The organism is Pseudomonas sp. B21-021, assembly GCF_024749205.1.
Taxonomy (GTDB): Bacteria; Pseudomonadota; Gammaproteobacteria; order Pseudomonadales; family Pseudomonadaceae; genus Aquipseudomonas; species Aquipseudomonas paraglycinae.
In genome coordinates, this window is the sequence record NZ_CP087192.1 from 2,422,622 (window position 1) to 2,447,358 (window position 24,737).

Below are 24,737 nucleotides of genomic sequence, written 5' to 3' on the forward strand. Positions count from 1 at the left end.
CAGTACTGCGCAACTTCTTGCGCACTTGGCTGGAGGCCTTGAAACACATGGCCTCCAGCGGAATCGGTGAGCGTTTTCAGGGAGCAAGTGCGCAACTTCTTGCGCAGTATGGCCAATCGCCGCTTTTCACGCGGAGCGGGCGATTGAAGCGAGGCATTCCTCGATCGAGCGTTGCTGGGTTTCGGCATACAACCCCAACTCATCAATGGTCGAACGCCCCAACGCCAGCTCGAACGCCTGTCGGTTGGAATGCTCGCCATAGTGCGTCTGCGCTGCGTCTCCCAGGTTCGACTGAAAAATCCCCGCTGCACTCACCGGCAGGAAGTCTTCGTACACCAGCGGTTCGGCTTTCACATAGCCGTCGCGCAACAATGCCTGCAGCGAAACATCAGCGGGATGACCCGCCGCCAGCCCTTTGTCTGTCAGGAAATAACGGAAGTACGCCAGTTCCTGCTCGCGCATGCCCTCGAGGCTGTCAGGGAATTCGCTGAAATGCTGGGTCATCAGCGCGTTGTAGCGTGAGGCATTGGCTTCGTTGGAGAAATCGCCGAGTTCATCGCGCGCCGCGTTCAGCAGGCGGTCGTACAGCGCGCGGCCTTTGGGTGTCAGCGCCGCGCCGCGTTGTTCGATTTCACCGAAGCGTGCGCTGTGGCTGCCTCGGGTTTGCGTCTGGTCGGTGAAGGCGATCGGCTCGTCCAGCGCCTTGAAACTGGTCTGACGCAACAGGATCGGGTGCTGCCGACGCGGTGGGCCTTCGATCACCGCCTTGGGCGTGATGCCGTGCTGCGGCATCTGCGCCTGGACGATGTCGATGTCCAGCGTGCGCGGGGTCAGGTGGTTGATATGCGGACCCTTGAAGGCCACGACATCGGCGATCAAGCGATGCTGAGCGCTGAGGGTCTGGTATTGCGCAGCGGTGACGGTGGCGCTGTGGTGCCAGCGAAAAGTCTCCAGCGCTTGCAGGACAAATTCCCCGGCCTCGGATTCATTCAGGCCGCCAGCGGCTTCTGCCTGTTCGATCAGCCTTAGCGCCGAAGGCGTAAAGATCGAACGCTTATCCAGCACTGATTGAGCAAAGGCTCGCAGCTCGGGGTCTTCAATCAATTCCAGTCGCAGCAACGAAGTGAACACCCGGAACGGGCTGACCTGCAGCGCCTCTTCATGCACCGCGCGAAATGCCGTGGAATGCACCGGCACCCCGGCAGGTGTCAGGTCGTAATAGCCTACCGGTTGCATGCCCATCACCGCGAACAGGCGGGCGAGGGTGGCCAGTTCAGCGGCGGTGCCGACGCGGATTGCGCCGTGGCGCTCCATGTCCAGCCGTTCGATTTCGCCGGTGCTGTGCAGTTGACTGGCGATCTGCGGTTCGCGTGCCAGCACGTCGCGGTTGGTCTGTTCCACCAGTTCCATCAACGCGCCGTACAGCGGCACTTCTTCGCGGTACATGTCGGACATCGCTTTGGAGAAGCGTTGGCGGATCAGGTCGGGGCTGACGAAAGGCTGCACGGTCATGAAAAAAATTCCTGGCACGGTCACGTAAAGGATGTCGGAAAAGATCGCAGCCTTCGCCGACGCGGGCAAACGAAGAATCCTACGAACTTCATTCTGCCAACGACTGACCGTTTACCTGTCCTGACGCGAATTCTCCCCCAGAAATTCCCGATACAGACGTGCCGTATTCGACGGTTGCTCGACCATCGGCATATGGCCGACGCCGTCCCAGACATCGACTCGCAAATTGCTGATGCCTTTGCTCCAGACCGGCACGCTGCTGACGTCGATCAACCGGTCCTTGCGGCCCCAGAGCAACAGCGCCGGGCATTTGATGTCCGGCAGTTTCGGCTCCATCGGCGGGCTGGCGCGAAAATCCCGGAAGATCTCTTCCAGTTCATCGCGACATTGCTCGTATCGCTGGGCGATCGCGTCGAGCACCAGACCGGGTACCCACGGTGGTGAGGCCATGGTCATCGCATAGAAGCGTCGGAATTCTTCCCGGGAGTTGATCAGAAACGGATTGTGCCCGCGGGCCAGGTGGCGCTCCATGTCGCTGGCTTCGGGCGCAGTGACGCCGGCCGGGTCGATCAGCGCCACCGAAGCGATGCGGTCCGGGTAGGTCGCCGCCAGCCACGCGGCGATGTAACCGCCCATGGAGTTGCCGATCACATGGACCTTCTCGACGCCGCAGACGTCGAGCAACTGAATCATGCGCTTGGCCTGCACCGGAATGTCGTAGCCACCGCCGGCCTTGAAGCCGGTCTCGCCGTGGCCGGCCAGGTCCGGGATGATCACCCGATACTGCCCGACAAAATGCCGGGCAAAGCGTAGCCACAAGTTCTTTTCGGCACTGTAGCCGTGCAGCATCAAAATGCTGCTTGACGCTTCATAAGGCCCGCCTTGCCAGGTCGACACGGTCATTTCGGCAATCGGAACTTCAATCTTGTGCAACCGGTACAGCCTGGCCTCCAGGGCCGCGCTCAGATCGTAGAGCCAATGGCCGACCGCCGGGTAACTCAACCAGCTCCAGGCCACGAAAACCGCGAGGGCGACAAACAGCAAAAGCATCGTGGGTCTTCCTTGTTCAAGACAGAATGTGGTCAGCCGGTTTCAGCGTCCGGGTCAACCGGTGGTAGCTGAAACTGAAGCCGGGGAACATCGCGATCACGTGACCGCTCCTGCTTTGATACCAACTGTGGCAGCCGCCGGTTTTCCAGACCGTGCGTTCCATCTCCCGGTGAATCATCTGAGTGTAGGTACGTTCTGCTTCGGGGCGAACTTCGATGCTGCGCAGACCTTTGGCCTGCAAGGTGCGGATGCAGTCGAGGATGTAGTTCATCTGCGATTCGATGATGAACAGCGCCGAGGTGTGGCCGATGCCGGTGTTCGGCCCGGTGACGATAAACAGGTTGGGAAAGTCCGGCAGGCTGGTGCCGAGGTAGGCGCGCGGGTATTGCGCCCAGATGTCGCGCAGTTGTACGGCGTTTTTTCCGCTGACCGGGTAGGAAATCACGCCGTCGGTGGCGTCGTAACCGGTCGACCAGACGATCAGATCGACGTCGATGTGCCGGCCGTCTGTGGTGACGATGCCGGTTTCGTCGAGGCTGGCGATTCCCTGTTCGCGGCTGTGCAGCGTGACGTTGGGCAGGGTCAGCGCCGGGTAATAGGTGCTGGAGAGCAGCACCCGTTTGCAGCCGATGGTGAAGTCCGGTGTCAGTTTTTTCCGCAACTCAGGGTCAGTCACCTGGCGTTTGAGAAACTTCAGGGCCTGGCTCTGCACCATGTGAATCGCCGGTTTCGAGTATTTGAAGGCGATGACCCGGGTTTCGAATTGCCAGTAGATCATCCAGCGCAGCAGTTTGTAGGCGGGTTTCAGACCCAGCAGCCAGCGCTGGAACCGACCGAACGTACGGTCGGCCCGGGGCAGCACCCAGTGCGCGGTGCGCTGAAACACGTGCAATCGGGCGACCTTCGGTGCAATCGCCGGAATCACCTGGGCCGCACTGGCACCGCTGCCGACAATCGCCACCCGTTTACTGTGATAGTCGTAGCTGTGGTCCCAATTGTTTGTATGAAAGGTCTTGCCCTGAAAGCGATCCTGGCCGGGGAAGTGTGGGATAACCGGTTGGCTCAGTGGCCCGGTGGCATTGATCAGGAACTGCGCATAAAAAATACCTTTGGTGCCGGTGTGTACGGCCCAGCGTTTTTCGGTGTCGTCCCATTCGACGCGTTCGACGTTGGCCTGCAGTTCCACCCGATCACGCAGGCCGAAGCGTTCGACCACATGGTCGGTGTAGCGGTGCAGTTCAGCCTGTTCGGCGAACATCTGGGTCCAGCGGTAAGGCGCAAAGGACAGGGAATACAGCGGCGACGGTACATCCACCGCTGCACCGGGGTAGGTGTTCTGGCACCAGGTGCCGCCGAAAAAGTCCCGGCGTTCCAGCAAGCGAAAGTCGTCGATACCGGCCTTGAGCAGATTGACCGCCGCGCACTGGCCGCCAAAACCGCTGCCGATGATCAACACTTGGTAGGTTTGCATGGGCCTCCTTCTTAGAGTCTTTTTTCCATTTTCCTACTTTCATGTATAGCCAAACATTTGCCTGCCGTATGGCGGTAATGACGGGGTATTCGGCCCGCTGGCCGGTGATGGCTATTTAACGTCGCCCTGATAGACTCTCAGCACATCCGGTCTGCGGCCTGCGCAGTGCCGTTGAGTGGTCGAGGCCCCTATGGGAAGAACGGGAGGAAAGGGACTTTCACTGGCCAGGAGGCTTTATACATCGCGAACCCTCGGCTTGGTCTTGGGGCTTTTGTGCGTGAGCGTCGCGATGTATCCGCTCGACCCGCCGGCCTGGGTCTGGGCGCTGATGCTGTTTAACGGTCTGGTCTGGCCGCACCTCGCGTATCAATGGGCCCGCCGGGCGAAGGTTCCGTACCACGCCGAACACCGCAACCTGTTGATCGACGCCTTCCTCGGTGGCTTCTGGGTCGCCGCCATGCACTTCAATCCCTTGCCCAGCGCCACGACCATTTCGATGATGGCGATGAACAACGTCGCCATCGGCGGCCTGCGTTTTCTGCTGGCCGGGGCGGCGGCGCAGTTGCTCGGCGTCGGCGTTGGACTGGTGGTGTTTGCCCCCGCGTTTGTCCCGATGACCACACCGGCGCAACTCTATGCCTGTCTGCCGTTGTTGATGCTGTATCCGCTGGCGCTGGGCTGGATCTGCTTTCGCCAGGCCTACACCCTCGGCCTGCATAAACGCGAATTGCTGGCCCTGAGCCGCACCGACAGCCTCACCGGTCTGCTCAATCACGGCGCCTGGAAGGATCAACTGGAAGTCGAATTCGAACGCTGCAAACGCCAGCAGACAGGCGCGGCGATTGCGCTGATCGACATCGACCACTTCAAGGCAATCAACGACACCTACGGCCACGTGGCCGGCGATATCGTCCTGCGCCAGCTGAGCAAGATGCTCAAGCAGAACCTGCGTATGGCCGATGTGGCGGGGCGCTACGGCGGCGACGAGTTTTGCGTGATCCTGCCGGACTTGCCGCTGTTCAACGCGGCGCAGGCGATGGAAGCGTTGCGTGAGCGTTTTTCCTTTCTGGTGTACGAACAGAACCCGGCGCTGAAAGTCAGCCTGAGCATTGGTCTGGCGGCGCTCGATCCGGCTCACGGCGACGCGACACGCTGGCTGGATGACGCCGATCAGGCGCTGTACGAAGCCAAGGCCGGCGGGCGTAACCGGGTGATCTGCTGCAGCGACGACAAGCCACGGCGCGAGGTATTCGATTCGGTTTGAACGGATTGGGTGTCGCATCCGGGATAGAGCCTTGGCGCGATGTCAGGTACGGTTCAGTACCCGACACGAAACAAGGATTGATTCATGACGTTCAAATTCCCTCGTTCCCTGCTGGCCGCCGGTCTCGGCCTGACCCTGTCTTTCGCCACCGCTGGCGCGTTCGCCGAACCGCACAAACAGGTGCTGGCCTACGCAGAACAGTACAAACCCGAAGCCCTGAAGCTGCTCGAACGCCTGGTCAATATCGACTCCGGTTCCGGCTATGAGCCGGGGCTCAAGCAAGTCAGCGACATCGCCATCGATGAGCTGAAAAAGCTCGGCGCCACCATCGAGCTGGTGCCCAACACCCCGGAAAAAACCAACCACGTACTCGCTACGCTCAAAGGCACCGGCAAGGCGAAAATCCTGCTGATGGCACACATGGACACGGTGTTCAAGGAAGGCTCCGCCGCCGAGCGACCGTTCCACATCAAGGACGGCCGCGCCTACGGGCCGGGCGTGATGGACGACAAGGGCGGGATCGTCGCCAGCATCTACGCGCTGAAAATCCTCAAGAACCTCGATTTCAAGGACTACGCGCAAATCACCTTCCTGCTCGATGCCAGCGAGGAAACCGGCTCGGACGTCGCCACCGACCTGATCAAGAAAACCGCCAAGCTTCATGACGTTACCCTCAACCTCGAACCGGGCCGCCCGGCCGATGGTCTGGTGGTGTGGCGCAAGGGCAGCGCAACCGCGCTGGTCGAGGTCAAGGGCAAGGCGGCCCACGCCGGCGTCGCACCGGAACTGGGGCGCAACGCGGCGATGGAGGCGGCGCACCAGATCCTGCAACTGGGCAAGCTCGGCGACGAGGCCAAGAAAACCACCATCAACTTCACCGTGCTCAAGGCCGGCGACCGCACCAACGTGATCCCGGATCAGGCCACGGCCAAGGCTGACGTGCGGGCGGCAGTGCCGGAAGAGTTCGACCGGATCGAGAAGGATCTGGCGCGGGTGTCGCAGGACAAGTTGATTCCTGACACCGAGGTGAAAACTTCATTGCAGCGCGGCTTGCCGCCGATGCCGCAGACGGCGGAGTCGGATCGTTTGATGGCGATGGCCCAGGGGATTTACGGTGAGATTGGCCGCAAGTTGACCGAAGAAGGCAGCGGTGGGGCGGCGGATGCGAGTTTGTCGGCCGGGGTTGGGACGCCGACGCTGGATGGGTTCGGGATTGTTGGCGGCAACATTCATACGCCGGAGGAATACGCGGAGGTGGAGAGTGTGGCACCGCGGATTTATCTGTTGTCGCGGATGATTATGGAGTTGGCGAAATAGTAGTTTGATATATCAGAGTTAAGCAGTCGTCGTGAACGTAGGCTGCTTGCTTTGTTTGTAATAAGCCGAATCATAAAGTGTTCATGTTAGTCAGGTTTTTGAGATAGGAAGCAAGCAATTTCTTTGCTTAGAAGAATTATGTTTTCTTCCGGTGTGTTACACAGGTGCTCAAATATAGCAAGGTCGTTAATAAACTTGTTTTCTGTGATAGCTTTGTAGAAGTGCTTGTCTGTGGTGATATGATCAGCACATTTAAAGTCCGGTAGAAACTCAGAGATTTTATGGTCTTCGAAAATTTTCTTCTCAACGCTATCGAAGGGTAAGAAGTAAGTGTTAGGGCAGTTTTTGATGTGTTTGTATATTTTTTGATCCCCGTCCAGGATTGAGATTACGTTTTCTGGACTGGAAAGAAAATGTTCTTTTGCGTTGAGCAATAGTAGTTTTATTACATTTGATCCCCCTCCAATTGGTACGATTTTGTACTGGGAAAAATTAGCTGGGCAGTACTTTGAAATCATGAAGATGAGAAAATTTTTTAGCATCTCATCTTCTGTCAGGATGTATTTGTCCCAGCCAATAAATCCAAACATTATGCTTTTAATATAGTTGTAGGAGGCGGGTGTGATATCGCCTTCACCATGAATGTTTGTCATGTAGAAAAGCTCTTTGTTTTTTAATGTTCTCATTAGGGCGAGTGAATGGGTAGTACATACAATATTTACTTTGTATGTTTCGCAGAATGCGCGGAGTCGCCGTATTAAATGGGCTTGGGTCGCCGCATCTAGCGAAATATCTATCTCATCAATTACGATTAGCTTACAGTGGTTGGTGATTTTTCTGTACAAACTGATCAGGAAGAATTCACCTGAGCTTAGGTGGTCTTCTCTAACATATCTGTCACCCTCAAGTGGTATGCAGTAATATTTCGTGTTTTTTATTTTTATTTCAACAAGATTTTTGAATTTGTCACTGGAATAGATGTCGCTTAGAAACTCAATGAGTTCGTGAGGGTACGTAAACCTTCCTAATATGATCGCTGTTCGTATGTCCTTGTCCGCAGTGCTGATACTTTGGAAATGGTTGAATCGTTGGCCATACGGCATTGGCAGCTCGACATCGATAGTTTTTTTTATTTCTTCAGGGATGGCTGATTTACAGTTAAGGCTGTTGATCGATGTGTCGAAAGTGAACTGAAATTCGTTAGTGCCGAACCTGTATGTTACCTCGCTATCGGCTTTGAATATGCCTGATGAGGTGGTCTTGGAGAAGGTGTCCGCAGATCGGAAATTAAGGATTGCTTTGATGAGCGTTGTTTTTCCTATTCCGTTCTTTCCTACAATGCATGTGAGCTTGTTTTCACTCAAGTCAACGCCAAAAGTCAAACTCTTAACATGCTGTATGTTTTTTAGCTCGACTGATAGTAGCATTATAGTTTGTCCGACTTATGAAGGAACATATCCACGGTAGTTGTGCCGTATTTCTTTCTTAACTTGTCGAGATAGCTGGGGTCGACTGTGTTGTAGTAGTTAAGATGTCCCGATATTTTTTCTATAGCGCCATCGAAGTCTGATCCTACGATTTTTTTGAATGTCTCTTTGTTGGTGAGGTAATAGTGAAGTTTGATTTCTGTATCTTTTTTGAATTTTATGTCTATGGATACTTTTCCGTTTGGAAGGATTACCATTCCTAGTAGCTTGATTTTGTTCCCTGTCTGAGTGTGTTTGCTTTTTGCATCATTGATCGAGAGTTTGTTTTTTGTAATTTCGGATAACTTTTGCGATATGTATTTTTCAGCCTCAAATATTGAGCTTTTTTCCATGGAGGAAATGATTATGTCGTCAGAGTATCTAGAAAAAACTAATGAGTTGTTTTTGCAGTATTCTTGAAGAGTGTTGTCGAAAGTAAAAAGGCATGCATTGCTGAGAGTTGGTGAGGTTGAGAAACCCACAGGTACTGAGTTGTTGACTGTCAAGGTTTTTACTATTTTTTCAATGTGATCTTGAATATCAGATATTGGACATTGTTCGATATTTTTGAGAATTGTTTCTTTTACCATGTCTTCGTCAATGCTGTTGAAGAAGTTTTTTATGTCGGTCTGAAAGAAATATTTGCTACGGGAATGCTTAGATACTGCATCTACGGCATTTACCCCTTTTCTGTATGAAAAAACAACGTCTTCATTTGTATCTAGATGATCAAGAAGTATCAGTTTTATGAAGGAGTGAAAGGTTCTTAGTTTTTTGTTTGGTACGTGTACTTCTCGATCATTGTATTTTTTTGTTTCGTAAAGACTGGTTATCTCGCCTGTGTCTAACTCAGGAAATTCGAATTTCCCCTGATGCATTGCGACTAACAGCTCTTTTAGAGGTCTTTTGTTCATTTTTTACGCCTTGGGAAGACTGCCGCAGCGAGAATACGACTTCGACAAAATATGCCGCAAAGTATCGTGTGAAACAATCGTTTCTAAAAAAAGAGAAGAAGGAGTTCCTGACGTAGGAAAAATGTTTCCTAAGGACGTGATGGGTAGGAAATTTCGGATCAGGTACGGATGAAAAGAATCGATCTGTAGCTGTAATCGATCAAAAGAAGTACGTATCTATTTTGACGACAGAGGATGAGACGACAAGAAACTGTCTGCTTGCGTAGGAGGTTTTACTATTTGTGTGCCTCTTAGCTCAACGCTAAAAGGCACACAAACGTAAAAGGAGACTAGACACCTGTAGAGGCCAGATTTGATGACTGGAGATGCTCCTAGTCACTGGCATGACTCGGACTGTAGATCAAGGAGTCTTGGAAAACAAGGTGTGAATTGGTGCGTAGTCTGAGCGGTCGTGGATGTAGGTGCTTTGGGCTCTTCGAACCCTTAAGCCCTTGTCTTTTTTGCGCACAACTTTCCAAGACCTTTCCTACAACGTACCCTGTTGCCGCGTTTCGGTGCCGACCCCTATAGTCTGGGCTCGCGGAAAAACTCCGCGAACGACCTTGGCCGGTCGGGCAGGCAAAACGCTACAGCGTCATCGTCCAGACATTCTCGTGCCTGGATTCGCTTTATGGCAGCTGTGCGCGGGACACCTTCGGGTGTGCCGGATGTGGTCTGCCCGGTCGGCCAACCCGCACACAGCCGCCACCTTCTTCGCTTGGCCGCGAACGGTGGTTGCTCTATTGGAGTTACACCATGACCGATCAAGTAATCCCCCGCTACCTCCCCATCGACACCTACGACGCCGAATCCCCGGTGCTCTTCATCAATACTCAAAAAGAACTCAGCGACATGGCCGCGTGTGCGATGCACCGTTTTGTGGTCGTGCGCGATCTGGCAGACACGTTTTCCAGTCTCGACCTCAAGGGCATTTCCGATTGTGATCTGACGCGCATTACCAGCGCGGTGCATCTGCTGATGCGAGAGGGCTGCGCCATTCTGAACGTGATTCAGACGCGAGCATTACAGCGGGAGGAAGGCTTCAAGGCAGCGGTGTAGCGGTTTCGCGGCGGGCGCCATGCGAGTGGACTCGTGATGGCGTCGGGCCGCTCTGCCTCTTTGTAGCGTGTTGCGAGGTTACTCTTTGACGCTCATGTATTCCTTGGCCCAGAGGATGTATTCCTCAGGCTGGGTGTAAGTGTGGGTCAGTTCGGTGGCGCTCAGGTCCGAGGCCTGGGTGAAGATCTGGCGTTGTTCGCGCAGGCTGTCGTAAGTCGCCTTGATCGCCGCGAAATAAGCACCGTGGCCGTCGATGGTCACGCGCACACCCAGTTCGGCCAGGCGTTTGTCGTCGCGCAGCGCCGGGTTGCCGTAGGTCACCAGCATCAGCGGGACGGTCAGGTGTTCGGCGATCTGCTCGAGCTGATCGAAATCCTGAATCCCGACCATGCAGATACCGTCGGCACCGGCGGCCTGGTATTGCTTGGTGCGGCTGATGATTTCCTGGTTCGGCAGGATGCCGGCGTTAGTCCGGGCGATGATTGCCATCTCCGAATCGACCCGTGCTTCCAGTGCCGCGCGGATCTTGCCGACGCCTTCGGCGACGGTGATCAGGTCGGTGGATTTACGGCCGAATTGTGCCGGCAGCAGGGTGTCTTCGATGGTCAGCGCGGCGACGCCGGCGCGTTCCAGTTCGACGATGGTGCGCATTACGTTGAGGGCGTTGCCGTAGCCGTGGTCGGCGTCGGCGATCACCGGCAATTGGGCGACGCGGCCGATGCGGGTGGCCTGTTCAGCGAATTCGCTGAGGGTGATCAGGGCAAAGTCCGGAGCGCCCAGCACCTGCAACGAGGCGACCGAGCCGCCGAGAATCCCTACTTCAAAACCCAGGTCAGCGGCGATGCGGGCAGACATCGGATCGAACACCGAGGCGGTGTGATAGCAGGTGTCGGAAGCCAGCAGCTGACGGAAGTTACGGCGCAAATCTTGATGAGAAAGCCTGGTCATACGAGTTCCACCAATACAAAGGAATGGAAAGGCTTGAGCAAAGGTGTCAACGCCGAAGGTGAAAAGGCTATCACGCCAATGGGTCAAGGATCATGACGAATTAACGAGGAAGTTAACCAGGAAAATCTTGTTCAGGCTTTCTTGTTGCAGGCAGAGGCGCTCAGGCCGCCACCGCCTGCTGCTGTTGATTGGGCAGCGGCACCGCCCGCACCGAGTTGCCCGGCTGCAATTGCAGGCGTTTGGCGGTGAGGCGGTCGATCACCAGACTGCTGCCGACCCAACGGCCCGGCGCGACGGTGATGCGGCAGTTTTCCAGGCGCCGATTGTGGATCAACCACAGCGGCGCCTGATCGTCCGGGGTGCCGATGCTCAGGGTCAGTTCCAGGCTGTCGCGCACGGTGCGGATGCTGCGGATCGGTGCTTCGATCACCGGGCCACCGTCGAAGATGTCGATATAGCCTTTGTGAGAGAAACCCTCGGACTGAAGGATTTTCAGTGCCGGTTCGGTATTGGGGTGGGCCTGACCGATCACGGCCTGGGCCTGTTCGGTGAGCAGGCAGGTGTACAGCGGCTGACGTGGCATCAGTTCGGCGATAAACGCTTTATTGCCCAGTCCGGACAGGTGGTCGGCGTGGCTGAAGTCCATCTGGAAGAAGTGCCGGCCCAGACTGTCCCAGAACGGTGAACAGCCTTGCTCGTCGGCACTGCCGCGCAGTTCGGCGATCATCTTCTCGCCGAACAGGTGCGGGAATTCGGCGACAAACAGCAAGCGCCCCAGCGACAGCAAGCGTCCATTGCTGCCGTGGCGCTGGTCATGGCGCAGGAACAGCGAGCACAGTTCCGATTGGCCGGTCAGTTCGTTGTTGAGGAACAGCGTCGGGATCTGCCGTTGAATACCCAGGTCCGGCGCCGAGCTGACGGTCAGCCCGACCCGATAGTTGTACCAGGGCTCACGCAGGCCGACGGCCCCGGCCAGGGCGCTGACCCCGACCACTCGCTGCTCGTCGTCTTCAAGCACGAACAGGTAATCGGCATCGGCCCGTTCGACCTGCTCGGCGAAGGCGCGCTGTGCCCAGCGTACCCGGTGGGCCAGGCGATCTTCGTTGGCGGGCAGGGTGGTGAACCCCGGCCCGGCCTGTTGCACCAGCGTCATCAACGCTGGCAGGTCGCTGACTTGAACCGGACGGACAATCATGCTGCAACTCCTTTTGCGCGCCTGCTCGGGCACTGTCGTTGGGTAGGGGCGCGGTTCACAGGGCGATCAACCGGATCGTGCCGCCAGCGCGGACGTTCAGCGCCGCGCACAGGGCCGGGTCAAGCCCCAGGGGCTGACCGGGCTGGAAATCCAGCTCGGTGACCACCGCCCGAAAGCCATGCAGAGCATCGTTGCTCACCAGATAGCGACCGCGAGCATCGATCAGCGGTTCCTCCTGAACCGTGACTGTCTGGCTCTGCGCGATCGAACGGATGTTGGCGGTGCGGGCATACAAGGTCGGGCCGGCATCGAACAGATCGATGTAGCTGTTGGTTTCAAAACCCTCGCGCTCGAGGATGTCGAAGGCTTCCTGACCGTCCGGGTGGATGCGGCCGATGCAGTCCTGCGCGGCTTGCGGCAGCATCGGCACGTAGATCGGGTATTGCGGCATCAGTTCGGCGAGAAACGTACGGCTCTGCAAACCGCACAGGCGTTCGGCCTCGACGTAGGGCAGGTCGAAGAAATGTTTGCCCAGCGCATCCCAGAACGGTGAATGGCCTTGTTCGTCGCTGTAACCGACGATTTCGGTGATCACCGCTTCGGCAAATCGCGGCGCGTGGGCGGCGATGAACAGCAGCCGTGCCCGCGACAGCAATTCGGAAAAAGGCGTGCGCACCAGCGCTGCGTCGATGTGAAAACCGCGCAGCAGCGTATGCCCGCTCAGGTCGTGACACAGCGACAGCGCCGGCACGCCGTGTTCGATGTTCAGCTCTCGCGAGGCACTGGTGAAGTGGCGGTTGCGCAGGCTGTAGAACGGCTCGTTGAAACCTGCGGTGGCGAGGATTTCCGAGCAGCCGACCAGTCGATGGCTGTCGATGTCTTCCAGCACGAAGAAGTAGTTCTCCGGGCCCTGAGCCGCCGCATCGCTGTCGAACGAGGCGCAGGACGCGGCGATTTTTTCGCCCAGGCGTTCGCTGTCGTCCGGCAGGGATGTGACGCCCACCAGGCTGTCGCGCGCCAATTGTTGCAATTGAGGCAGGTCGTTTGGCTCGACTGGACGTAAGACCAGCATGGATGCACTCCTGTATCAAAAGGTTCGGCCCATTCGCCGAACCTGACTATCACTGTCGGTTTCCACGCGTTAAAGCGGCGGTCGCCTGATTTGTTGTCAGACGCCGCTCTTTTTCTTGTCAGCCATTGCTCGGGTCAGGCAGCGCGGTACTGGCGCCGAGCTTGTTCAGGAAGAACAGGTACACCAGACCCAGTGCGATCCAGATCAGGCCGAGTTTCTGTGCATCGACGCCCATGTTGTACATGATGGCCGCGACGATGATGAAGCCGATCACCGGGCAGATCAGGTGACGGATCACCTGCCCGGATTTCTGCCGGCGCCAGTAGTAGTTGATCACGGTCAGGTGCAGCAGCATGAAGCCGCTCAGGGCGCCGAAGTTGACCAGCGAAGTCAGGGTGTCCACCGAATTGATGAACAGGTAGCAGATCACCAGCGACAGCACGGCCACCAGATAAATGCTCAGGTACGGCGTGTTGTGTTTCGGGTGCACCTTGGCCAGCACTTTCGGCAGCTTGCCGTCGCGGGCCATGCCGAACAGCAGGCGCGAGACCGCCGCTTGCGAAGTGATCGCCACCGCCACACCCCAGGCCAGGGCCGTGGCTACACCGGTCAAGGTTGCGAGCCAGCTGCCAGCTGCGATTTCGGCGATTTCATAGAACGCGGTGTCGGCGGACTTGAAGCCCATGCCCGCTGCCAGATCGGTAGCGATCCAGGTTTGCGCGACGAAAATCACCCCCATCACTACCAGTGTGATCAACGCAGCTTTGCCGACGCTGCGGCCCGGATCGCCCTTGATCTCTTCGGCGAGGGTGGAGATCGCATCGAAGCCGAGGAACGACAGCACCGCAATTGACACCGCTTGCATCAGCAGGGCGAAGTTGAAGGTTTCCGGGTGATACAGCGGCGCCAGGGTCAACTGGCCGTTGCCGCCACCGTTGTGCAGGGCGTTCCAGGCGTAGAACAGGAAAATCCCCAGCACGACCAACTGCGCCAGCAGGAACACAATGTTCATGCGAGCGGTAAAGGTGATGCCACGCAGGTTGACGAACGTGGCGCTGACCAGAAACGCCAGAATGAAGCCGACTTTCGGGATGTCCGGATACAAATGGTTGAGCGCCATCGCCGCATACACGTAAAGCAGCGGCGGAATCAGCAGATAGTCGAGCAGCATCAGCCAGCCGGCGATGAAGCCGACGTGTTGATTCAGGCCCCGTTGCGCGTAGGAATAAACCGATCCGGCAATCGGAAAGGCCCGGGCCATGCTGCCGTAACTCAGCGCGGTGAAGACCATCGCCACCATGCCGATGATGTAAGCCAGAGGCACCATCCCCGGTGCCTCGGCGTTGACGTAGCCATACACGCCGAACGGGGCGATGGGGATCATGAAGATCATCCCGTACACCACCAGGTCGGTCAGTGTCAGGCTACGTTTCAACTCCTGTTTGTAGCCGAACTCTTCTATTTCCATGAAGCGCAACTCCTTGTCAGCCAATCGGTCGTTTTAGTTGTTATATCGGTCCGTCGTTTACAGCGTCAGCAGTGGTTACATCAATCCTTACAGCAATGGAGCCAGATAATCTGCCCAGCGGGTCACCGCTTCCGGGCTGCGCAGCAGGTCGTTGCGCACTTCGATCAACACCGACTCCAGGCCCCGGGCATCGCCGTGCACCGGTACGGTCATGTCGCCCAGCGGGTCGATCCTGTACGGCTGGTTGCCGGCGACTTTCAGCGGGTGTCGTTCCAGAGCGTCGAGCATCCGCTGGGCATAGGCCCGGGCCTGACCGAACAGCACGCCGACTTCCAGCTCGCGCGGCTGGCCGTAGTACACCGGGGTAAAACTGTGAATCCCTACCACCCGCACCGGCCGACCTTCGGCCAGACGTGCATCGATCAGTTGTTGCAGCCGTGTGTGAAACGGCTTGAACAGGCACTGGCGCCGGTATTCGCGGGTGGCTTCGTCGAGCTCGCGGTTACCCGGCACCTGATAGATCTCGCTTTGCGCCGGGATGCTGTCGGGTGCATGCCGGGGGCGGTTGAGGTCGATCAGCAGGCGCGAATAGTTGGCGCTCAGCAGCGTCGCACCCAGCTGCTCCGACAGTTGCTCGGCCAGCGCCAGGGCACCGATGTCCCAGGCGATGTGTTCGCGCGCGGCCGTGTCATCCAGGCCCAGATTGTTCAGGGCCTCGGGGATGTAGCGGCTGGCGTGTTCGCACACCAGAATCAGTGGGTGCGTCGAATCTTCACGGCTCAGGTTGTAGACCGGTCGGGTGTACAACCCAAGCTCGGCGGATTCAGTACAGGCGTGCATAGTGCTCACAAAGGTCAGCGGGCGAGAGCTGTTCCGTCAGCGCCAGTTCCTCGGTTTTAAGGGCGAAAAAAGTCTCGAGCAACGCGCTTGGCAGCGCTTCGACCAGCGCTTCACTGCGACGCAGGCAATCCAGTGCCTGGGCCAGGGAGGCGGGCAGGGCAACGATGCCCCGGGCCTTGCGTTGTTCGTCGTTGAGTGAATCAGGGATTTCATCGGTGATCGCGTTCAGCGCCAGACGTTGCTCGATCCCCAGGCGTCCGGCGATCAGCAGCGCGGCCATTGCCAGATGCGGCGAGGCGGTGGCGTCCATGGCGCGGAATTCCAGGTTGTATTGCTTCGCCACGGGCTTGTTGCCCAGGCTCACGGTCGGGCAGATGCGCAGCGCCGCTTCGCGGTTCTGCTGGCCCAGACAGGCGTAGGACGCGCTCCAGTGATGCGGCTGCAAGCGCTCATACGACACCGGCGTCGGTGCGGTGAATGCACACAGTGCCGGCAAGTAATGCAGCACGCCCGCCGCCCAGTGCTGGCCGAGGGTCGACAGACCATTGCTGGTGCCGGCGTCGTAAAGCATCGGCTGACCGGCCAGATCGAGCAGGCTGATGTGCAGGTGCACGCCGTTGCACACCGCGTCGGCGGCGGTCTTCGGCGCAAAGCTCAAGTCCAGGCCCATCTGCCGGGCGATTTCGCGGGTGATCTCGCGCACGTTGACCGCGCGATCTGCCGCCGCCACGCCGAGGGTCGGGCGGCAGGTGATTTCGTATTGGTGTTTGCCGTATTCGGGCAGGAACATTTCCGGCTCGGCGCCACCGGCGCGCAACGCACTGAGCAGCCAGCCACCGAATTCGGCGCCCTGGCGCTGGGCTTCGAGCGAGAACGCCAAATGTTCGGCAAACCCGGCATGCAGATTGAATTCGTGTTCGAACGCGGCGTTGACCTGCAAGCCGAGCTCATCGCGATAGCGCTCGACCTCGTTGCGCAACAGCGTGCGCGGGCAGGCGGCCCATGGTCGGCCATCGGTTTCGCGGATGTCGCCGTGGATGAAATCCAGCGCTGGCGCTGCAGCGTCCGGGCCGTTGCTGACGGTGACGCGGCTGGCCAGATCGGGAATCAGCCGCAGGTCGCCATAAGCGCCCCACGGACTGGTCGAGGCGATGATGTCCTGCGGCGTCAGCGCGCTGTTGGCCGGCACCCAGCCACAACCGGCGGCCTGATAGTGCTCCAGCTCATCGGTGGGAAACGAACGGCCACGGGTGACGCCGATCAGGTCGGTGGTGACGATGGTGGTCATCGGCAACGGCGACAGGCGTTCGCTCATGGCTGCATCTCCTGCAACCGGCCGAGTACGGTGTCGGTGTCGGTGATCCAGCAGTAGCCCTTGATCGCGTTCAGGCAGGCGTCGTGGCGTGCTTCGGTGTACGTCGCGCAGGCGTCCGCCACCAGAGTGACGAGGTAGCCACGGTCGGCGGCGTCACGCACGGCCATGTCCACGCATTGGTCGGTGACGATGCCGGCGATGATCAGGTGACGGGTTTCGAGATTGCGCAGCACGTAGTCGATGTTGGTCGAGTTGAAGACGCCGGACGAAGTCTTCGGCAGCACGATTTCGTTTTCCACCGGGGTCAGTTCAGCAATGACCTGAGCCTGCGGGCTGCCCTTGGGCAGGTGCATGTCCGACAGTTTGTGATCCAGCGAGCGATCGCGGCCGTCGGCGGTCAGGCTTTCGATCAGGGTGTGCAGCACGTTCTGTCGTGCGTCGCGGAAGGCGTTGAGCAATCGGACCTGATTGGGCACCACTTGCGAGCGCGTGCGGTTGAGGAAGTACGCGGCGTCCGGGCCTTCGAGGTGCGGGTCGAACTGTGGTTCGAGCCAGGCGCGCTGCATGTCCACCAGCAACAGGGCGGTGTGGTCGGTGACAAACGGCAGGTCCCGTGGCGAGCGATGGGGAAGGCTGAACATCCTTATTTATCCTCCAGCAAATGGGTGTCGAAGTCGTTGCGCAGGGCATCGATGCCTTCCAGGCGATCGGCCAGGTCCGGGCAACGCAGGGTCAGGCAGGCAATCAATGCCTCGACCTGGGCCAGCGCCGGGACCATGGTGTCGAACGGCGAGGCCGACTCCACCGGAGCGCTGATGATCATGTCGGCCAGTTCGCGCAGCGGCGAGGCATAGATGTCGGTGAACAGCACGACGCGGGCGTTGTTGTTCTTCGCCGCGCTCGCCACGCGCAGGGCCTGGGTCTGGTAGCGGCGATAGTCGAACACCAGCACCACATCCTGACGTTGCAGGTCGAACATGCGATCCGGCAGTTGCGCGTTGTCTTCCAGCGCAAAGCAGCCGGGGCGCAGCAGGCGCAAATGATTGAGCAGGTAAGTCGCCATCAGGCTGCTGAAGCGCCCGCCGAAGCAGTACACCTGATGCCGGGTGTCGAGCAGCCAGTCGGCCAGAATTCGCACATCTTCCGGTTGAGTCAGGGCCTGGGTTTCGGCCAGCAGGTTGTGGCTATGAGCCAGGTAGTGACTCCAGGCATCGTCCTTGTTCTGATGCGAGCGCGGCTGCAACAGCGTGCGCGGCGAGCGCAGGCGATGGTCCATGTCACTGAGCAGGGCGTCCTGGAATTCGGCGTAACCACCGAAGCCGAGCTTTTTCACCAGGCGCACTATAGTTGGATCGCTGACGCCGGCATGTTCGGCCAGGCGCGCCATCGGGCCAAGCCCGTTGCGTGGATACTGATCGAGCAAGGCGCGAACGACTTTGCGCTCCGACGGCGTCAGGTCAAGGCCAGGGTCGGTGATCAGGTCTCTTAAAGGGGGCATCCGGGCTCCTGCTGGATGGGGTGTTGAATTCGCTTCACAATCCGTTAAAACAGTATTTATGTAACTGACGCTACATGTCTAGCGAATTTTTCGGCGTTTAAACCAAGCCCCAAAATGGGGCGGGAAGCCCGTAACGCAAGGGTTACACGGATGTCGATCAGTCTTGTAGTCCATTGCCCATTACGGTGTCAGACATTGCCGCTTTCATGCGCTCGAGTCGCCCAATCGACTTGCCCGAGGCCGCCCGGTTTACGGCACAATTGCCGCCGCATCAGCGACTTTGTCGATGACCGTCCTGTTTTCCAGCCGAGTGACTTCCCGTGCAGACCACCCGTTTGACATTGATCTGCTATGCCAGAACAGTCGCACAAAAATTGGCGTGTTTTCCTACGAACGAAGCTGTTGAAGAAACGGCGCTGGCGTCCTGCTCGCTGGCTTCGCGTTTCGACACAGCTTCACGGCTGATTTGCGGCCCGGAGCTGCGCACCCGCCAGACAGCGGCGTGGTTTGGCCATGAAGCGCAAATCGATCAGGCCCTGCGTGATTGCGACTGGGGACGCTGGCAAGGTCAGTCGATCAAGGACTTGCAACGAAACGAACCCGAGGCATTGCGAGCCTGGCTCGAAGATCCGCACGCCGCACCCCACGGCGGCGAGTCGGTGGCGCAACTGCGCGAGCGGGTGGCCGCGTGGCTGGTTTCACTGCAAGCCACGCCGGGGCACGTGGTGGCGGTTACCCATCCGTTCGTGATTCGTGCTGCATTGATGCAGGTCGTGCAGGGCGAGGCGTTTCACAACATCGATGTCGAGCCGCTGGCGGTGGTCGATCTGCGGTTTACCGGGCGCTGGCGGCTACGCTTGTCAGGCATGAACCTGGAAGGAGCGGAGCAATGAAGCGATTGCTGGTGATCGGCATCGGTGCCGGCAACCCGGACTACATCACGATGCAGGCGGTGAAGGCGCTGAACCGGGTGGACGTGTTTTTCCTGATGGACAAGGGCCAGAGCAAGGACAAGCTGATCGACCTGCGGCGAGAAATCTGCGAGCGCTACATCACTGATCGTACGTACCGTTTCGCCGAAGCCCACAGCCCGGAACGCGAGCGCGGCGATGTGGACTACAGCGCCAGCGTCGATGATCTGAACCGCGCCAAGCAGCAAACCTTCGAACGCCTGATCAATAACGAATTGTCTGACGGGCAGTGCGGCGGTTTTCTGGTGTGGGGCGATCCTGCGTTGTACGACAGCACGATTCGTATTCTGCAGGCGATTCTGGCTTCGGGGCGATGTGAGTTTGAATTTGAAGTCATTCCCGGCATCACCAGCGTTCAGGCCCTGGCGGCACAACACAAGGTGCCGTTGAACACCATCGGCCGCTCGATTGAAATCACCACCGGCCGGCGCCTGGCGGCGGGGCAGGTGAGTGACACGGATAGTCTGGTGGTGATGCTCGACGCGGAAGATTCCTACCATCAAGTGGCGGATCAGGCGACCGAGATTTACTGGGGCGCCTACCTCGGCACGCCGGATGAAATCCTCATCCATGGCAAGCTCGGCGACGTTGCCGATGAGATAGAACGGGTGCGCAAGGCTGCCCGGGCCGAACATGGCTGGATCATGGACACCTATCTGTTGCGCAAGCCTTGATCTCGCGACCGAAGCGCTCGCGATACACCGACGGCGGCACCCCGACCACACTGCGAAACGCCACACGAAAGCTTTCCACCGAGCGATAACCACAGCGCAGGGCGATCTGCTCGGTGTTCTGCGGTGTGCTTTCCAGTAATTCCCGGGCCCTGGCCAGGCGTTCGTGTTGCAGCCAGGCCTTGGGTGACTGGCCGCTGGCTTCGGTGAATTTGCGCAGGAAGGTGCGTTCGCTCATCGCCGCTTCGCTGGCCAGATCGCGCACCTCCAGTGGTTCATGCAAGCGCTCGCGGGCCCACTGCATCACGCGCGACAGGTCGCTGCGCGGCGTTGGGCTGACCGGTGTCGGAATGAATTGCGCCTGACCGCCGGTGCGCTGCGGCGACATCACCAGCCGTCGCGCCACCGAGTTGGCGATCTGGGTGCCGAAGTCCCGCGCTACCAGGTGCAGGCAGGCGTCGATCCCGGCCGCGCTGCCGGCCGAAGTAATCAATTGGCCGGAATCAACGTAAAGCACATCCGGGTCGACATCGATGGCCGGGAATCGCTCGGCCAGCTCCGAGGTGTAGCGCCAGTGAGTGGTCGCGCCGTGTCCGTCGAGCAGGCCGCTGGCCGCCAGAACAAACACGCCTGAGCAGATCGACAGCAACCGGGCGCCGCGTGAATGGGCGTCACGCAACGCTTCAAGCAAGGCTTCCGGCACCGGCGCGCTGCGGTCGCGCCAGCCGGGAATGATGATGGTGCGCGCATCCGCCAGCAGCTCCAAACCACCGTCCGCCAGCACCTGAATCCCGCCCATGGCGCGCATCGGGCCTTGATCGACCCCCGCGATGCAGTGCTCGTACCACGGGAAATCGAACTCCGGCCGGGCCAGGCCGAAGATCTCCACGGCGATGCCGAACTCGAATGTGCAGAGGCCGTCGTAGGCCAGAATCGCGACCAGTCCAGGTGAATCAGGCATTTGGCGGAAAATTCCCGGTGAGTGTCTTGTGCGCCACTGTAGCGGCAAGCGGCGGCTCGATAAAGTCTGTTCATCCCCACAGACAAAGGAGTGATTCAACATGCCCAGCCTGGTTCGCGAAATTCCTGCCGCCCCTTCGGCCATTGCCCTGATGCATTTCAGCAACCGTCTGACCTTCGAAACCGATTGTTCCGACGTCTTCAGCAGCCAGGAATCCGGCGAAGTCGACTTTGTGCTGGTGGACGTGCGCGGGCCGCTGGCCTTCGAGCGCGGTCACGTGCCGGGGGCGATCAATATTCCGGGGCGGTTGCTGACGGCGGAAGGGCTGGCGGACTACCCGAAAAACACCCTGTTCGTGGTCTATTGCGCCGGCCCTCACTGCAATGGCGCCAACAAGGCCGCGGTGAAGCTGGCGGCGCTGGGTTATCCGGTCAAGGAGATGATCGGCGGGGTGACCGGCTGGCTCGATGAAGGCTTTCAGCTGAGTGTTGCGACACCGCGCGTCGCCGCCGCGCCGATCGCCTGCGATTGCTGATAGCCGGAGGGTTGCCGCTTCGGCGGCACCTTTTGTCGGCTTTGTCCTACAACCCTTGCACCGCTCTGGCGCACACTTTTCCCACGTGATGGCACTCGCCGATTTTCTGTAAGTATTTGTCGCTTAAACACAATTTGCCCCGTGCGCGCCGCCATAGACTGCCGGCCACTTCGGTTTCTTTGCGCTACACAGCCCAAGGCCGAACCTGACAATCGAAAGCTGCCAATAAAAGCCTCCGCACACGGGAGTAATAAATGAAAAAGCTGGTTATGTTCGGTGCCCTGGCACTGTCGATGTTGTCCCTGACCGCCGTGGCCGAAGACGCCAAACCGATCCGTATCGGTATCGAAGCCGGTTACCCGCCATTCTCGATGAAAACCCCTGACGGCAAACTGGCCGGTTTCGACGTGGACATCGGCGATGCGCTGTGTGAGCAGATGAAAGTCAAATGCACCTGGGTCGAGCAAGAGTTCGACGGCCTGATCCCGGCGCTGAAAGTGAAGAAGATCGACGCGATCCTGTCCTCGATGACCATCACTGACGACCGCAAGAAAAACGTCGATTTCACCATCAAGTACTACCATACCCCGGCGCGCTTTGTGATGAAGGCAGGCTCCGGTGTGAAAGACCCGCTGGTCGAGCTCAAAGGCAAGAAAGTCGGCGTGCTGCGCGCCAGTACCCACGACCGTTACGCCACCGAAGTGCTGGTGCCGGCCGGCATCGAGCTGGTGCGTTACGGCTCGCAGCAGGAAGCCAACCTGGACATGGTTTCCGGTCGTATCGACGCGATGCTGGCCGACTCGGTCAACCTGAGCGACGGCTTCCTGAAAACCGACGCCGGCAAAGGCTTCGAATTCGTCGGCCCGACCTACGAAGACGCCAAGTACTTCGGCGGCGGCGCCGGTATCGCAGTGCGTAAAGGCGATACCGAGCTGGCGGAGAAATTCAACAGCGCCATCAACGAAATCCGCGCCAACGGCAAGTACAAGCAAGTGCAGGACAAGTACTTCGACTTTGACGTGTACGGCCATTAATACGCCGTAGAAAAAAGTGGCCCCGTTGACGCGGTGGCCACTTTTTTTTCGCCCGTGATTTATCCTGTCAGCACATTTTCAATGCAGTCATTGCCCCGGCAACGACCACAGAATTCCCGGAGTTCCCCATGCAACGCATCGACCATCTTCTGCCCTGGAGCCACCTGGGCAGCGAACGTTCCCTGAGCGTGTTCCGTTACGGCGCCGGCCCGCGCAAGGTCTACATCCAGGCCAGCCTGCACGCCGATGAACTGCCGGGCATGCGCACCGCGTGGGAACTGAAAAAGCGCCTGGCCGAGCTGGAAAGCAACGGTCAGTTGCAAAGCGTGATCGAACTGGTGCCGGTGGCCAACCCGATCGGCCTCGATCAGCACCTGCAAGGCAGCCACATGGGGCGTTTCGAGCTGGGCAGCGGCAAGAACTTCAACCGCTCCTTCGTCGAACTCAGCGCGCCGGTGGCCGAGCGCGTCGGGAGTCAGTTGGGTAGTGATGCCCAAGCCAACATTGCGTTGATCCGCCAGACCATGGGCCAGGTCCTCGACGAACTGCCAGCTCCGGCCTCGCAACTGGAAGCGCTGCACCGCCTGTTGCTGCGCCACGCCTGTGAGGCCGACATCACCCTCGATCTGCATTGCGATTTCGACGCCGCGATTCATATTTACGCACTGCCGCAGCACTGGCCGCAGTGGCAATCCCTCGCCGCACGCCTGAAGGCTGGCGTGGCGCTGCTGTGTGAAGATTCCGGCGGCAGCTCGTTCGACGAATCCTGCTCCTCGCCGTGGTTGCGCCTGGCTCGGGCCTTCCCGAACGCGGCGATTCCGCCGGCCAACCTCGCCACCACCCTTGAGTTGGGCAGCATGGGCGACACCCGCGTCGATCAGGCCCAGGCCAATTGCGAGGCTATCCTCGGCTTCCTGGCCGAGCAGGGCTTCATCAGCGGCGATTGGCCGAAAGCGCCGGACGAATGCTGTGAAGGCATGCCGTTCGAAGGCACCGAATACCTGTTCGCACCGCATCATGGCGTGGTGAGTTTCCTGCGCGATGCCGGTGAATGGGTCGAGCGCGGCGATGCGCTGTTCGAAGTGGTCGATCCGCTGAACGACCGCGTGACCACCGTTCGCGCCGGCACCAGTGGCGTGTTGTTCGCCATCGATCGCGGACGCTACACCCAGCCGGGTATCTGGCAGGCGAAAGTGGCGGGGCGCGAGCCGATTCGAGTCGGGAAGCTGATCAACGACTGAAGGATCTTCGCTGAATTTGATGGCCTCTTCGCGGGCAAGCCAGCTCCCACAGGTTTCGAGGTGTACGCACAATCACTGTGGGAGCGGGCTTGCCCGCGATGGCGATGTCAGCGGCACCGCAATAGCTGGAAAGACAGTGTTAGGCTCTGCCCCGAACCCTGCACTGTGTGAAGGAAGGCTTATGTTGAAGGTGTTTGCGCTGTTGACGCTGCTGGCGTCCACTGCCGTTCAGGCTCAGACCTCGTTGCAAAATGATCTGCCGCTCAACTACCTGGCCCAGGTGCACCCGGACGCCGAACCGCGTCCGCTGGTGATTTTCCTGCATGGATATGGCAGCAACGAAGCAGACTTGATCGGTATGAAATTTCAGCTGCCCAAGCAGTACAACTACCTGTCGGTGCAGGCACCGATGGCGTTGGGGGAAGGGCGTTTCCAGTGGTTTCGCAAGAAAGGCGAAGGTGCCTACAACGGCGAGACCGACGATCTGAAGGCCAGCAGCCAGAAACTGCGGGCCTTTATCGCCGCTGCGGCGCAGAAATATCACGCGCAACCGGAGAAGGTGTACCTGATCGGTTTCAGCCAGGGCGCGATGATGACCTACGAGGTCGGGTTGCGCCAGCCAGCGGCGGTCGGTGGCATTGCCGCGTTGAGCGGGCGGGTGTTGCCGGTGCTCAAGAGCGAGCTGAAGTCAGAGCAGCATCCACCGCTGGAAATCTTCATCGGCCACGGCACGGCAGATGACCGTGTGCCGTACAGCGGTGGCACCGAGGCCGATGCGTTGTTGCAGAAGCTGTCGTACAAACCGCAATTTCATGCCTATCCCGGCGTCGGCCACAGCATCAGCGCGGCCGAGCTTCGGGATTTGAACGACTGGTTGCAGCAACTCAATCCCTGAG

General features: G+C 58.9%; 23 protein-coding genes. 9 read left to right on the plus strand and 14 right to left on the minus strand.

What is annotated here, in order from left to right; genetic code table 11:
* Positions 1 to 126: 126 nt before the first annotated feature.
* The 3 genes from LOY31_RS10800 to LOY31_RS10810 form a co-directional block, all read right to left on the minus strand.
* On the minus strand, positions 127 to 1,512 hold the full coding sequence (locus LOY31_RS10800) for a VOC family protein (protein ID WP_085607624.1): 1,386 nt from the start codon (positions 1,510 to 1,512) through the stop codon (positions 127 to 129).
* A 111-nt stretch (positions 1,513 to 1,623) separates the two neighbouring features.
* Positions 1,624 to 2,562 (minus strand): alpha/beta fold hydrolase, encoded by a 939-nt coding sequence (locus LOY31_RS10805; protein WP_007956226.1) that lies wholly within the window; start codon positions 2,560 to 2,562, stop codon positions 1,624 to 1,626.
* A gap of 16 nt (positions 2,563 to 2,578) precedes the next feature.
* On the minus strand, positions 2,579 to 4,033 hold the full coding sequence (locus LOY31_RS10810; RefSeq protein WP_085607621.1) for an NAD(P)/FAD-dependent oxidoreductase: 1,455 nt from the start codon (positions 4,031 to 4,033) through the stop codon (positions 2,579 to 2,581).
* A 190-nt stretch (positions 4,034 to 4,223) separates the two neighbouring features.
* Between LOY31_RS10810 and LOY31_RS10815 the strand changes: the two genes are divergently transcribed.
* Positions 4,224 to 5,297: a diguanylate cyclase gene (locus LOY31_RS10815; RefSeq protein ID WP_085607619.1), complete on the plus strand. Its 1,074-nt coding sequence runs from the start codon at positions 4,224 to 4,226 to the stop codon at positions 5,295 to 5,297.
* Positions 5,298 to 5,381: 84 nt separating this feature from the next.
* Positions 5,382 to 6,614 (plus strand): M20/M25/M40 family metallo-hydrolase, encoded by a 1,233-nt coding sequence (locus LOY31_RS10820; protein ID WP_085607617.1) that lies wholly within the window; start codon positions 5,382 to 5,384, stop codon positions 6,612 to 6,614.
* Between the two features lie 86 nt (positions 6,615 to 6,700).
* Here LOY31_RS10820 and LOY31_RS10825 read toward each other — a convergent pair whose 3' ends face one another.
* Positions 6,701 to 8,041 (minus strand): AAA family ATPase, encoded by a 1,341-nt coding sequence (locus LOY31_RS10825; RefSeq protein WP_258713232.1) that lies wholly within the window; start codon positions 8,039 to 8,041, stop codon positions 6,701 to 6,703.
* Positions 8,041 to 8,994: a reverse transcriptase domain-containing protein gene (locus tag LOY31_RS10830; RefSeq protein ID WP_221535087.1), complete on the minus strand. Its 954-nt coding sequence runs from the start codon at positions 8,992 to 8,994 to the stop codon at positions 8,041 to 8,043. Before LOY31_RS10830 ends, LOY31_RS10825 begins: the two co-directional genes overlap by 1 nt.
* A gap of 795 nt (positions 8,995 to 9,789) precedes the next feature.
* Here LOY31_RS10830 and LOY31_RS10835 point away from each other — a divergent pair.
* Entirely contained in the window at positions 9,790 to 10,092 is a 303-nt protein-coding gene (locus LOY31_RS10835) for a hypothetical protein (protein ID WP_064595275.1), read from the plus strand.
* Positions 10,093 to 10,170: 78 nt separating this feature from the next.
* On the opposite strand, the gene LOY31_RS10840 is transcribed toward LOY31_RS10835, so the two are convergent.
* From LOY31_RS10840 to LOY31_RS10875, 8 genes are all read right to left on the minus strand, one after another.
* Positions 10,171 to 11,040 carry an oxaloacetate decarboxylase gene (locus LOY31_RS10840; protein ID WP_007956238.1) on the minus strand — a complete coding sequence of 290 codons (870 nt, stop codon included), beginning with the start codon at positions 11,038 to 11,040 and terminating at the stop codon, positions 10,171 to 10,173.
* Positions 11,041 to 11,200: 160 nt separating this feature from the next.
* Positions 11,201 to 12,235: an arginine N-succinyltransferase gene (gene astA, locus LOY31_RS10845; RefSeq protein ID WP_258713233.1), complete on the minus strand. Its 1,035-nt coding sequence runs from the start codon at positions 12,233 to 12,235 to the stop codon at positions 11,201 to 11,203.
* A gap of 55 nt (positions 12,236 to 12,290) precedes the next feature.
* Complete coding sequence (locus tag LOY31_RS10850) at positions 12,291 to 13,307, minus strand: arginine N-succinyltransferase (RefSeq protein ID WP_085607611.1); 1,017 nt, start codon at positions 13,305 to 13,307, stop codon at positions 12,291 to 12,293.
* Between the two features lie 118 nt (positions 13,308 to 13,425).
* A complete protein-coding gene (locus LOY31_RS10855) occupies positions 13,426 to 14,775 on the minus strand; it encodes an APC family permease (protein WP_011333496.1) in 1,350 nt (449 codons plus the stop codon).
* An 87-nt stretch (positions 14,776 to 14,862) separates the two neighbouring features.
* Positions 14,863 to 15,615 carry an N-formylglutamate amidohydrolase gene (locus LOY31_RS10860; RefSeq protein ID WP_221535089.1) on the minus strand — a complete coding sequence of 251 codons (753 nt, stop codon included), beginning with the start codon at positions 15,613 to 15,615 and terminating at the stop codon, positions 14,863 to 14,865.
* Entirely contained in the window at positions 15,599 to 16,930 is a 1,332-nt protein-coding gene (locus tag LOY31_RS10865; RefSeq protein WP_258713234.1) for a glutamine synthetase, read from the minus strand. The genes LOY31_RS10860 and LOY31_RS10865 overlap by 17 nt, the downstream gene beginning before the upstream one ends.
* Positions 16,927 to 17,571, minus strand: a complete 645-nt coding sequence (locus tag LOY31_RS10870; RefSeq protein ID WP_085607605.1) for an isochorismatase family cysteine hydrolase — start codon at positions 17,569 to 17,571, stop codon at positions 16,927 to 16,929. The genes LOY31_RS10865 and LOY31_RS10870 overlap by 4 nt, the downstream gene beginning before the upstream one ends.
* A gap of 2 nt (positions 17,572 to 17,573) precedes the next feature.
* A complete protein-coding gene (locus LOY31_RS10875) occupies positions 17,574 to 18,428 on the minus strand; it encodes a MurR/RpiR family transcriptional regulator (protein ID WP_258713235.1) in 855 nt (284 codons plus the stop codon).
* 320 nt (positions 18,429 to 18,748) lie between these two features.
* Between LOY31_RS10875 and LOY31_RS10880 the strand changes: the two genes are divergently transcribed.
* Both LOY31_RS10880 and cobF read left to right on the plus strand, forming a co-directional pair.
* The gene (locus LOY31_RS10880) at positions 18,749 to 19,321 is read left to right on the plus strand and encodes a histidine phosphatase family protein (protein ID WP_258713236.1); all 573 of its coding nucleotides are present in this window, start codon (positions 18,749 to 18,751) and stop codon (positions 19,319 to 19,321) included.
* Positions 19,318 to 20,073, plus strand: coding sequence for a precorrin-6A synthase (deacetylating) (cobF, locus tag LOY31_RS10885; protein ID WP_258713237.1), 756 nt, complete (start codon positions 19,318 to 19,320; stop codon positions 20,071 to 20,073). Before LOY31_RS10880 ends, cobF begins: the two co-directional genes overlap by 4 nt.
* On the opposite strand, the gene ftrA is transcribed toward cobF, so the two are convergent.
* The gene (gene ftrA / locus LOY31_RS10890; RefSeq protein WP_258713238.1) at positions 20,042 to 21,031 is read right to left on the minus strand and encodes a transcriptional regulator FtrA; all 990 of its coding nucleotides are present in this window, start codon (positions 21,029 to 21,031) and stop codon (positions 20,042 to 20,044) included. The genes cobF and ftrA overlap by 32 nt on opposite strands.
* Positions 21,032 to 21,131: 100 nt before the next feature.
* Here ftrA and LOY31_RS10895 point away from each other — a divergent pair, with 100 nt between their 5' ends.
* The 4 genes from LOY31_RS10895 to LOY31_RS10910 all read left to right on the plus strand — a co-directional run bounded on the left by LOY31_RS10895 (position 21,132) and on the right by LOY31_RS10910 (position 24,736).
* A complete protein-coding gene (locus LOY31_RS10895) occupies positions 21,132 to 21,566 on the plus strand; it encodes a rhodanese-like domain-containing protein (protein WP_085607595.1) in 435 nt (144 codons plus the stop codon).
* A gap of 254 nt (positions 21,567 to 21,820) precedes the next feature.
* A complete protein-coding gene (locus LOY31_RS10900; RefSeq protein WP_221535094.1) occupies positions 21,821 to 22,600 on the plus strand; it encodes an ABC transporter substrate-binding protein in 780 nt (259 codons plus the stop codon).
* A 128-nt stretch (positions 22,601 to 22,728) separates the two neighbouring features.
* Positions 22,729 to 23,841 carry a succinylglutamate desuccinylase/aspartoacylase family protein gene (locus LOY31_RS10905; RefSeq protein ID WP_221535095.1) on the plus strand — a complete coding sequence of 371 codons (1,113 nt, stop codon included), beginning with the start codon at positions 22,729 to 22,731 and terminating at the stop codon, positions 23,839 to 23,841.
* 181 nt (positions 23,842 to 24,022) lie between these two features.
* Positions 24,023 to 24,736: an alpha/beta hydrolase gene (locus LOY31_RS10910; protein WP_221535096.1), complete on the plus strand. Its 714-nt coding sequence runs from the start codon at positions 24,023 to 24,025 to the stop codon at positions 24,734 to 24,736.
* The last annotated feature ends 1 nt before the right edge of the window (position 24,737 follow it).